This is a genomic window from Nocardioides pakistanensis, assembly GCF_054781215.1.
The window spans coordinates 90,081-99,995 of the sequence record NZ_BAAGUV010000063.1; the positions used below are offsets into that span (position 1 = coordinate 90,081).

General features: G+C 73.1%; 11 protein-coding genes. 4 read left to right on the plus strand and 7 right to left on the minus strand.

Annotated elements, in window-relative coordinates; all coding sequences use genetic code 11:
- Positions 1-11 precede the first annotated feature (11 nt).
- Together pknB and ACYVIH_RS19345 are read right to left on the minus strand one after the other, a co-directional pair.
- A complete protein-coding gene (gene pknB, locus ACYVIH_RS19340) occupies positions 12-2,048 on the minus strand; it encodes a Stk1 family PASTA domain-containing Ser/Thr kinase (RefSeq protein ID WP_460871172.1) in 2,037 nt (678 codons plus the stop codon).
- A gap of 81 nt (positions 2,049-2,129) precedes the next feature.
- Positions 2,130-3,035: a lytic transglycosylase gene (locus ACYVIH_RS19345; RefSeq protein ID WP_460871173.1), complete on the minus strand. Its 906-nt coding sequence runs from the start codon at positions 3,033-3,035 to the stop codon at positions 2,130-2,132.
- A gap of 133 nt (positions 3,036-3,168) precedes the next feature.
- On the opposite strand from ACYVIH_RS19345, the gene ACYVIH_RS19350 reads away from it, so the two are divergent.
- Positions 3,169-3,546, plus strand: coding sequence for an Rv2175c family DNA-binding protein (locus ACYVIH_RS19350; RefSeq protein WP_460871174.1), 378 nt, complete (start codon positions 3,169-3,171; stop codon positions 3,544-3,546).
- A gap of 143 nt (positions 3,547-3,689) precedes the next feature.
- Entirely contained in the window at positions 3,690-4,133 is a 444-nt protein-coding gene (locus ACYVIH_RS19355) for a barstar family protein (RefSeq protein WP_460871175.1), read from the plus strand.
- A 17-nt stretch (positions 4,134-4,150) separates the two neighbouring features.
- Here ACYVIH_RS19355 and ACYVIH_RS19360 read toward each other — a convergent pair whose 3' ends face one another.
- Entirely contained in the window at positions 4,151-5,236 is a 1,086-nt protein-coding gene (locus tag ACYVIH_RS19360) for a polyprenyl synthetase family protein (protein ID WP_460871176.1), read from the minus strand.
- 62 nt (positions 5,237-5,298) lie between these two features.
- Here ACYVIH_RS19360 and metF point away from each other — a divergent pair, with 62 nt between their 5' ends.
- Positions 5,299-6,210, plus strand: coding sequence for a methylenetetrahydrofolate reductase [NAD(P)H] (gene metF, locus ACYVIH_RS19365; protein WP_460871177.1), 912 nt, complete (start codon positions 5,299-5,301; stop codon positions 6,208-6,210).
- A gap of 2 nt (positions 6,211-6,212) precedes the next feature.
- Here the strand turns inward: metF and ACYVIH_RS19370 are convergent, their stop codons facing one another.
- Positions 6,213-7,517, minus strand: coding sequence for a phytoene desaturase family protein (locus tag ACYVIH_RS19370; protein WP_460871178.1), 1,305 nt, complete (start codon positions 7,515-7,517; stop codon positions 6,213-6,215).
- A gap of 57 nt (positions 7,518-7,574) precedes the next feature.
- On the opposite strand from ACYVIH_RS19370, the gene ACYVIH_RS19375 reads away from it, so the two are divergent.
- Positions 7,575-8,333: a YwiC-like family protein gene (locus tag ACYVIH_RS19375; RefSeq protein WP_460871179.1), complete on the plus strand. Its 759-nt coding sequence runs from the start codon at positions 7,575-7,577 to the stop codon at positions 8,331-8,333.
- On the opposite strand, the gene ACYVIH_RS19380 is transcribed toward ACYVIH_RS19375, so the two are convergent.
- The 3 genes from ACYVIH_RS19380 to ACYVIH_RS19390 all read right to left on the minus strand — a co-directional run bounded on the left by ACYVIH_RS19380 (position 8,323) and on the right by ACYVIH_RS19390 (position 9,815).
- Positions 8,323-8,904 (minus strand): DUF4126 domain-containing protein, encoded by a 582-nt coding sequence (locus tag ACYVIH_RS19380; RefSeq protein ID WP_460871180.1) that lies wholly within the window; start codon positions 8,902-8,904, stop codon positions 8,323-8,325. The two genes, ACYVIH_RS19375 and ACYVIH_RS19380, sit on opposite strands and share 11 nt — an antisense overlap.
- Positions 8,905-8,965: 61 nt before the next feature.
- Positions 8,966-9,331: an arsenate reductase family protein gene (locus tag ACYVIH_RS19385; RefSeq protein ID WP_460871181.1), complete on the minus strand. Its 366-nt coding sequence runs from the start codon at positions 9,329-9,331 to the stop codon at positions 8,966-8,968.
- Between the two features lies 1 nt (position 9,332).
- On the minus strand, positions 9,333-9,815 hold the full coding sequence (locus ACYVIH_RS19390) for a YbaK/EbsC family protein (protein ID WP_460871182.1): 483 nt from the start codon (positions 9,813-9,815) through the stop codon (positions 9,333-9,335).
- Positions 9,816-9,915 lie beyond the last annotated feature (100 nt).

Here is a 9,915-nt window from a genome sequence, read left to right on the forward strand (position 1 = left end):
GGGCAGGAGGGTCAGACCAGGAAGAGGGTCACCGTGCTGCCCTGGGGGGCCATCGTGCCCTGGCCGGGGTCGGAACCGACCACGAACTCCAGGCCCACGTAGACGTCGCTGTGCTCGGTGCGGACCTCGAACCCGGCGTCCTCGAGCCGCTTGGTCGCCTCGGCGATCCCGACCCCGTTGACGCGCGGCACCTCGACCATGACCGGGCCCTTGGACACGACCAGCTCGACGGTGTCGCCACGGAACAGCGTGCCTGAGCTCGGGGTCTGCGAGATCACGTCGCCCTCGGGCACCTCGTCGCTGTTCTCACGGGTGATCGCCACCTCGAAGCCGCGGTCGGTCAGCTCCTGCTCGGCCTTCTCCGCGGACTTCCCGGTGAAGTCGGGCACCTTGATCGGGCGCGGGCCCTTGCTGACCACGAGGTCGACGACGGCGTCGCGCTTGACCTCGGTGCCGTTGGCGGGGTCCGAACGCAGCACCACGCCCTTGGCGACCTCCTCGTGGAAGCGGCGGGTCACGTCGCCGACGGCCAGGTTCGACTTCGCCAGCGCCGCCTCGGCCTCCTCGAGCGTCATCCCGCGCAGCACCGGGACCTCGTAGCGCTCGGGGCCACGGGAGACGGTCGCGACGACGGTGCCGTCCTTGAGGATGTTCGTCCCGGGCCGGGGGTCGGTGCTGATCACAGACCCGGCGGCGACGGTCTCGGAGTAGGCGCGTTCGCTGACGCGGAAGGTCAGCCCTGCGGCCTCGACCTTCTTCTCCGCCTCGGCGACGGTGAGGTTGATGACGCCCGGGGTGGTCGTGTAGCGACCCATCCCGAAGTACCAGCCGGCGACGCCGGCCACGGTCGCGAGCAGCAGGACGAGGGCGAGCAGCAGCGGTCCTCGGCGGCGCTGACGAGGAGCGGGCCGCTCGGCCGGAGCCGACGTCGGGCGGCGAGCAGGGAGCACGCCGCCGGGCGGGGCACCGAAGATGGTCGTGCCCTCGTGGTCGCCGGGGTCGTCGTGGCGGGCGGACACCACGGTCTCGGCCTGGGAGGTCGGCACGATGACGGGGGCGTCCTCGCGGACGTAGTCGATGCTGTCGGTGTCGCGCGCCTGGCGCGTGGGGGACAGGTCGGCGGTGAGCTCGGGGTCGTCGACGACGCCCTGCTCGAGGGCGCCGCGGACCCGGCGTACCTGCTGCAGCAGCACGCGTGCGTCCGCCGGCCGGAGCTCCCGGTCGCGGGCCGTGGCCCGGGCGACCAGGGCGTCGACGTACGCCGGGATGCCGGGCACGAGCAGGCTGGGGGCGGGGACGTCCTCGTGCACGTGCTTGTAGGCCACCTGGATCGGCGACTCGCCCTCGTGCGGCTTCCGGCCGGTGAGCAGCTCGTAGATGATCACGCCCGCTGCGTAGACGTCGGAGCGGGCGTCGGCCCGGCCGTCGACCACGAGCTCGGGGGAGAGGTAGGAGACGGTGCCGATCAGGACCCCGCCGGTCGCGGTGTGCTGGGTATCCGCGCTGACCGCCCGGGCCAGCCCGAAGTCGGCGACCTTGGTCCGCCCGTCGTCGGCGAGCAGGACGTTCTCGGGCTTCACGTCGCGGTGGATCATCCCGGCCTGGTGCGCGGCGGCGAGCGCGGAGAGCACCGGCTCGATGAGCGCCAGCGCCTTCCGCGGCGCCAGCGGCGCCTCCTTGCGGATCAGGTCACGCAGGGTGTGCCCGGGGATGTACTCCATGGCCAGGAACAACGTGCCGTGGTCGTCACCCTGGTCGAAGACCGAGACCACGTTGGGGTGCGACAGCCGGGCAGCGTGCCGCGCCTCGCGGACGAACCGCGCCGCGAACTCCTGGTCGTCGCCGAGGCCGGTGTGCATGATCTTCAGCGCGCAGACGCGGTCGAGGCGAAGGTCGGTCGCCTCGTAGACGGTCGCCATCCCGCCGCGGGCGATGCGGGGGCCCACGCGGTACCGACCGTCGAGCACACGCCCGATCATCGGGTCGGGCCCGTTCTTGTCCACACGCGTCCTTCCGGCGTCGGCCGGCGGGGGAAGGAGCCGGCTCACCGGCCGATTTTACGGAGTGGGCAAGGCGTTGGGGACCACCCGTCGCGCCCGGGCGTGGCGGAGCCGCTGCTCCGGGCGGGGTCAGCCGGGGTGGTCGCCGGCCGCGATGCGCGTGCGCAGCGCCAGCACGTTGGCCACGTAGCGCCGCGTGTCGTCGTACATCCCATGCCTGCGCACGCCGGCCAGCCCCTGGTAGTAGCCGGCCACCGCCTGCCGGGTGGACGCCTGGTCGAGGAGCACCGCGAGCAGCGCGACCCCGGCGGAGGCGTTGTCGTGGAGGTCGCGCAGGTCGAGCGACCGCCCGACCACCCCCTCCATCCAGCGGCCGGTGGAGGGCATCACCTGCATCGCCCCGATCGCGCCGGCCCCGGAGACCGGGTGCATCTGCCAGCCGGCCTCCTGCCAGGAGACCGCGAGCGCGAGCGCAGGGTCGACACCGTGCCGCCGCGCGGTCGCCGCGACCACCCGCCGGACGGTGGCCCGGCTCGGTCCCACCTCGCTGCGCCGGTCGGCGTTCCCGGCACGGGCCGGGGTACGGCGCTCACCGGCCTGTGGCACGACGGGGATCTCGATCCGTTCACCGGCCCGCAGCACGGCGCCGTTGCGCTCGACGATCTCGTCGGTCCACGCATGGAACCGGACTGCGAGGCCGCTCGGCGTGTCCCCGGGGCGAACGGTGTAGCCGACGATGCGCCGCCGGTCCGGCCCGTGCCCGCTCGAGCCCTCCTCGCGGGCGCCCAGCACACTGCCGGACCGTCCCGTCGGGCGACCGTGGGCAGCCGGGATGGTCAGCGTCTCGCCGGCGACGATCCGGTCCCCGGTCCCGTCGAGGTCGTTGCGCTCGACGAGACGCTCGACGCTGGTGTCGTGGCGCTGGGCGATCTCGGAGAGCGTGTCGCCCGGGCGGACCACGTAGTCGAGGGCGAGAGGCAGCCCGGCGAGCATCATCCCGCCCCCGGCGAGCGACGCGGTGAGCCGTTCCAGCATGCAGGTCCCTTCGTCGTGCCGGTCGTGCGCCCGGAGCCCCGGACGCGCGAGTCCGCCTACCCGCTGTGACGGAAGTGAAACGTGTGACTGCCCGGTTGGAGCTGCGCGGGCCCTGGGTGGCAGAGTTGGTCCGGTGAACGACGCACCTGACCCGACCGACACCGACCTCGAGGAGCTCGTGGGGGAGTGGCTCGACTGGAGCCAGGCCAGTGACCTGCTCGGTGTCAGCGTGAGCAAGGTCCGCCAGCTCATCCGGGAGCACCAGCTCGCGGCCGTCGTACCCTCGCCCGGCGCGGGGCAGAAGGTCCCGGCCGCGCTGATCGCCGACGGCGAGATCGTCAAGGGTGTCCCCGGGCTGCTGACGGTGCTCCACGACGGGGGCTTCGACGACCGCGAGGCGCTGACCTGGCTGTTCACCCCCGACGAGACCCTGCCCGGTCGTCCGATCGACGCGCTGCGCGAGAACCGCGGTGCGGAGGTCAAGCGCCGCGCCCAGGCGATGGCCTTCTGAGTGCCGCACGGGCCGGAGGACCCCGGCCCGTTATGGGGCTTTGGACCCCTGCCGCGACGCGCGCGGGCTGGTTAGAGTCGGGACGTGCAGGACCGGCGGTCGAGCTCGGTCGTCGGTGACCCGTCCCGAGGAGGATCTCAGCGATGAGCGGACTCGCAGCACTACTGGCCGGCCACACCCAGCCCGACGTCTACCTGTGGCACAACGCAGCCAACGTGGCCGACGTCGAGCATGCGGTGGACAAGGCCGGCTGGCACTTCGTCTACCTCGACGGCTGGATGGTCGAGGACAAGGGCGCCTTCCTCAAGGCGCTGGGTGCTGCACTGGAGATCCCCGACTTCGACGGGGAGAGCTTCGACGGGCTGTCGGAGAAGCTGCACGACGTCGACGCCCACGGCCAGCGCGGGATCGTCTTCCTCTGGGACGGCTGGAGCCCACTGGCCCGCGCCGACGAGGAGTCCTTCCACCGGGCGGTGAGCGTCCTGAGCGGCCGGGCCCACGAGGAAGGGTGCGACAAGTGCGCGGTGCTGCTGCGGGGCGAGGGCCCCGAGGTCGAGATCAAGGAGCTGCCTGACGGGCCCCACTGAGGGCCCGTCAGCCGTCTTCAGACCGTCCGCTGGGTCGCCGCCGTGGCGAGCTCGCGCAGCACCGTGCGCGCCTCGTCGGCGACCGGCGCGGCCTCCAGGGCCGCGAGGCACCGCGAGGTCAGCTCGTCGATCATCGACTCGACCCGGGCGTGCGCCCCGGACCGCTCGATGATCTGCCGCAGCACGTCCACCTCGCCGGCGTCGAGCGCTGTGCCCAGCCCCTCGTCGAGCCGGCGCCGCTCCTCGTCCGATGCGTGCTCCAGGGCCAGCGCGACCAGCACGGTGCGCTTGCCCTCGACCAGGTCGTCGCCGGCCGGCTTGCCGGTGACCGCGGGGTCGCCGAACACCCCGAGCAGGTCGTCACGGAGCTGGAACGCCTCGCCGAGCGGGAGCCCGAAGCCGCTGAGCGCCTCGAAGAGCTCGGGCGTCGCGCCGGCGAGCGCGGCGCCGATGTGCAGCGGTCGCTCGACGGAGTACTTCGCGGACTTGTAGCGCAGCACGGTCATCGCCGCCTGGACGTCCGAGGCCCGGCGGGCCTGCACCGAGACGTCGAGGAACTGACCGGCGATCACCTCGCTGCGGGTGGTGTCGAAGAAGCCCAGGGCGTCGAGCACCCGGGCCTCGTCGAAGCCGCACGTGCGCAGCAGCTCGTCGGCCCACGACAGGAGCAGGTCGCCCAGCAGGATCGCGGCGGCGGCTCCGTACTGCACCGGGTCACCGCCCCAGCCCGCCTCGCGGTGCTGCTGCTCGAAGGCCCGGTGCGTGGCCGGGCGTCCGCGGCGCACGTCGGAGGCGTCCATGTAGTCGTCGTGCACCAGCGCGCTGGCGTGCAGCAGCTCCAGGGCGGCGGCTGCCCGGACCAGGTGCTCGTCGTACCCGTCGGCGACGCCGGGCACGGCACGGAAGCCCCAGTAGCAGAACAGCGCACGGAACCGCTTCCCGCCGGAGACGGCGTCCCGGGCGGCGGCGACGAGCCGGTCCGCATCGGGGCCGAGGGCGGTGAGCCGGGTGGCCTGGAGGTCGACGAAGTCGTCGAGGGTCTGCTGGACGGCTGAGCGGAACGGGCCCGCGTCCCACGGGGCTGCTGTGTGCGGCGAGGTCACGGCCGCGAGCCTACTTTGGACAGCCCCGGGGCCCGGCCCCGCACCCACCTATCCTTGGACCCATGGCACTCGGACTTCCCTCGCGCATGCCCGGTGCGGCCACCGTCCGGGACCTCATCGACGCGGGCGAGAAGTCGTTCTCCTTCGAGTTCTTCCCACCCAAGGACGAGGCCGGGGAGATCCAGCTCTGGCGCGCGCTGCGCGAGCTCGAGGCGCTGCACCCGACCTTCGTGTCGGTCACCTACGGCGCCGGCGGGTCCACCCGGGACCGCACCGTCCGGGTGACCCGGCAGATCGCCGCCGACACGTCGATGACCCCGATGGCGCACCTGACCTGTGTCGGCCACTCCACCGACACCCTGCGGTCGGTGGTCGGCTCGTACGCCGACGCCGGGATCCGCAACATCCTGGCCCTGCGCGGCGACCCGAGCGAGGGACCCACCGCGCCGTACGTCCCGCACCCCGAGGGTCCCGTGCACGCCGTCGAGCTCGTCGAGCTGGTGAAGTCGCTCGGTGACTTCTGCGTCGGGGTGGCCGCGTTCCCCGAGGGGCACCCGTCGGCGGAGTCGCTCGACGCGGACGCCCGGGTGCTGGCGGCCAAGGCCAGGGCGGGCGCGGAGTTCGCGATCACGCAGCTGTTCTTCCGGGCCGAGGACTACTTCCGGCTCGTCGACCGGGTCTCCGCGCTCGGCGTGGACATCCCGATCATCCCGGGGATCATGCCGATCACGAACCTCGCCCAGATCCGGCGGATGACCGAGCTGTCCGGGGCTGCGCTGCCCGAGGAGGTCGTCGCGCGGGTCTCCCGCCACGGCGAGGACACCGCCGCCGTCCGGGCCGAGGGGATCACGATCGCCACCGAGCTGTGCGACACCCTGCTCGACGGGGGTGCGCCCGGCCTGCACTTCTACACCCTCAACCGGTCCAAGGCCACCGCGGAGATCTACGCCAACCTGCGGTCCGCGGTCGCCTGACGTCAGGCCTTGCCGACCACCTGCGCGACCAGGGCGGCGCTGAGCCCGACGAACGGCACCCCGGCGCCCGGGGTGGCGTGGGCCCCGGCGCAGAGCACGTTCGGCCACGGGGTCGAGGTCCCCGCCCGGCGGGTGACGGTGGCGCGACCCTGCCAGAGCACCCCGTACGGCGAGCCGCCCCACTCCTCGACCAGGTCGCGGGGGGACCGGTCGACGCGGACCTCGACCTGCTCCCGCACGTCGATCCCGCGCCGGGCCAGCGCGGTGACGATGTCCTCGGCCAGCTTCCCGCGGCCCAGCAGCGTCCACGCGGCGCCACCCTCGGGCGCCTGCCCGCCGGTGCGTACGACGATCAGCGGGTCGCCGTGCAGCACGACCTCGTGCGGCAGCTCGGGAACCTCGCCCTGCAACCCGAGGTGGCAGACGACGGGCGGGATCGCCGGCATCGTCCGCCGGACCATCGCGTCCAGGGAGGGCAGCCGTCGCGGGTCGACCGCGCACACCACGAGGTCGGCGTCCAGGACACCGTCGTCGGTGGCCACCCCGACGGCGAGACCGTCGCGGAGCACGACATCGGCGGCCGTCGTACCCAGCCGGACGTCGACCCGGCGCTCGGCCAGCCGCTTGGTCAGCGCCTCCGCGAAGGCACCCATCCCGCCGGGCACCGTCCAGACACCGAAGTTCTGCTCGACGTAGGCCATCATCCCCATCCACGCCGGCACGTTGCGCGGGTCGTGGCCGTCCATCACCGCCGCGTGCCAGGCCAGGGCGCGCAGCCGCTCGTCCTTGAACGCCTTCGTCACGGCCTTGTGCAGGGTCAACCGCGACTCCAGCACCTCCCGGGCCGGCAGCCCGGAGTGCTCGGGCGACCACGGCCGTTCCAGGTAGTCGCGGCGGAGCACGTTCCAGGTGTCGGCGAAGCCGTGCGTGTAGTCCAGCCAGCGGTCACCCAGGCCGCCGCCCAGTGCCGCCTCGATCGCCTCGTGCTGCACCGAACGGCTGCCGGCGGGCAGGGGCAGCACCGAGCCGTCGGCGAACCGGTGCTCGCGCACCGGGTCCAGCGGGACCAGCTCGAGCTCGCGTTCCAGCGGCCGGCCGGACTTGCGGAACAGGTCGCGCAGCACGGCGGGGAGCGTGGTCGAGACCGGGCCGGAGTCCCAGCGGTAGCCGTCCTGCTCGACGTAGCCGAGCGCGCCGCCGAGACGGTCGCGGCGTTCGACCAGGGTCACCGTGTGCCCGAGCTTGGCCAGCCGCGCCGCGGTCGCCGAGCCACCGAGGCCCCCGCCGACCACCACGACCTTCGCCATGGAGCAAGAGCCTACTGACCCGGACGACGTGGGAGCCGGCGTGGCTAGGCTGGCGTCGTGGCATCCGCGGACACCGCCTCACGACCCCGGCAGCGACGACGTCGAGGGCCCGGCTGGGTGCCGAACCAGCACGGTGCCTGGGCGATGCTGGTCAGCCCCTTCCTCGTCGGGGTCCTCGCCGCCTCGCCACGCTGGGTCCACCTGCCGCTGCTCGCGCTGTGGCTGGTCGGCTACTTCGCCTTCTTCGCCGCCGGGCTGTGGCTGAAGTCGGGCCGGCGGGCCCGGTTCTGGCCGCCGCTGCGCGCCTACGGCCTCGCCACGCTGCCCCTCGCCGCGGTGGTGCTCGCGCTGCGCCCCGACCTGTTCGGCTGGGCGCCGCTGTTCGCGCCGCTGCTGCTGGTCGGCCTCTGGCTGGCCGCGCGCCGGCAGGACCGCTCCCTGGCCAGTGGTCTCAGCACGATCGTCGCGGCCTGCCTGATGACGCCGGTGGTCTTCGACGCCGGGGACGGTGAGGACTGGACCCGGATCTGGACGCTGACCGCGGTGCTGGCGGTGTACTTCGTGGGCACCCTGCTCTACGTCAAGACGATGATCCGCGAGCGCGACAGCCGGGTGCACTACCTGGCCTCGGTCGGCTACCACGTCGCCGGCGCGGTGGCGATGGCGTGGGTGTCGTGGCCGCTGACGGTGCTGTTCGCGCTTCTCGCGGTCCGGGCGGCGCTGCTACCGGGACGCGGGCTGACCCCCAAGCAGGTCGGGATCGGCGAGATCGTCGCGAACGTCGCGGTCGTGGTGGTGGCCCTGCTCACCGTCTGACCCGACGGCTACGCCACCTGCGCCAGCCGCGTCGGACCCGCCTCATCAGGACGACCAGTGCGACCAGACCCAGCACGAGCAGGGTTGCGGAGACCCCGAGAGCCCACCACGGATGCTGCAGAGCGAGGATCACCACTCCGGCAACCGCCGCGTCCTCGCCCACGCTGACGACGACGTTCGATGCCGGCTCGGGCGAGGTGTTGACCGCCGCCCTGAGACCGGTCTTCACGGTGTGTGACGCCAGCGCGGTGCCGCCGCCCACGGCGGCGTAGACCGCCTGCTCGAGCGTGGTCGCGTCCCCGGAGACCAGGAGGGCGATCGCCACGCCGGCCGTGGGCCGGATCGCTGTGGAGACCACGTCCCAGGCGGAGTCGAGGTAGGGGATCTTGTCCGCGACGAACTCCAGCGCGTAGAGGACGGCGGCAACGAGGAGCACGTCGGTGCGCATCAGTGCATCGGGTACGTCGCCCATGCCGGTGTATCGGCCGAGGAGTCCGAGCATCAAGACGACCAGGTAGGCGTTCACGCCGCTGGCCCAGCCGGACGAGAACACCAGCGGGATCAGCTCCACGCGGCAAGCCTAGGACAGCCGGGCGGATCAGGCAGTGCGCAGAGCGGACCTGGGGACCGGGTCAGCGTTCGGCCTGCACCACGCCGGCCAGGGACTCCGGGTCGCGGCCGACGACGGTGCTCCCGTCGTCGGCGGTGAGGATCGGCCGCTGGATCAGGATCGGGTGCTCGGTCATCGCCGCGATCCAGCGGTCGCGGTGGGCGGCGTCGCGGGGAAGGTCGGCGAGCCCGATCTCCCCGGCGACCTTCTCCTTGGTCCGGGCCAGGTCCCACGGCTCGAGGCCGAGCCGGTCGAGCACGGCCGCGAGCTCCTCGGCGGTCGGCGGGTCGTCGAGGTAGCGGCGCACGGTGTAGTCGATGCCGGCCTCGTCGAGGTAGGACGTCGCCGCGCGGCACTTCGAGCAGGCGGGGTTGACCCAGATCTCCACCTCAGTCGACCTCCAGCGGGGTCGCCCCCGTCAGGCGCACGAGCTCGTGGTACGACGTGCTGAACACCGCCGAGGGATGGCCGGCGGCGGCCCACACCTCGTCGTACCGGCGCAGCCACGGGTCGATGTAGGTGGGCACCGGCGCCGGGTGCGCGATCGGGGAGACCCCGCCGATCACCTGGCCGGTGTGCTCGCGGACGAACTCCGGCTTGGCCCGGCCGAGCCGGGTCACTCCGAGCTCGGCGGCGACCTTGGCGGTGTCGACGCGGTGGGCGCCGGAGGTGAGGATCAGGACGGGGGACCCGTCGGCGTCGAAGAGCAGGCTGTTGGCGATCGCGCCGACCTCGCAGCCGAGTGCCTCGGCGGCGAGCGCGGCGGTGTGCACGGAGTCGGGGAGTACGACGACCCGGCCGGTCCCGCCACGGACGGCCAGCTCGTCGCGGAACCGGCTGATCGAAGGATGCTCGGTGGTCTCTGGGCTCATGCGCGCCGACTCTAGTGAACGCCGGCGACACTCCGCTCAGACCCGATCTCGCAGTTAGCCGCTGGGGCCTTGGCGCCAGGCGGCTTGGACGAGGGTGACG

What these genes read in the sequence shown, in the direction of transcription:
- ACYVIH_RS19345 (WP_460871173.1), bottom strand. Translation starts at nt 3,035, where the DNA reads ATGCTGGAACGGCTCACCGCGTCGCTCGCCGGGGGCGGGATGATGCTC.
- ACYVIH_RS19355 (WP_460871175.1), top strand. Translation starts at nt 3,690, where the DNA reads ATGAGCGGACTCGCAGCACTACTGGCCGGCCACACCCAGCCCGACGTC.
- metF (WP_460871177.1), top strand. Translation starts at nt 5,299, where the DNA reads ATGGCACTCGGACTTCCCTCGCGCATGCCCGGTGCGGCCACCGTCCGG.
- ACYVIH_RS19370 (WP_460871178.1), bottom strand. Translation starts at nt 7,517, where the DNA reads ATGGCGAAGGTCGTGGTGGTCGGCGGGGGCCTCGGTGGCTCGGCGACC.
- ACYVIH_RS19390 (WP_460871182.1), bottom strand. Translation starts at nt 9,815, where the DNA reads ATGAGCCCAGAGACCACCGAGCATCCTTCGATCAGCCGGTTCCGCGAC.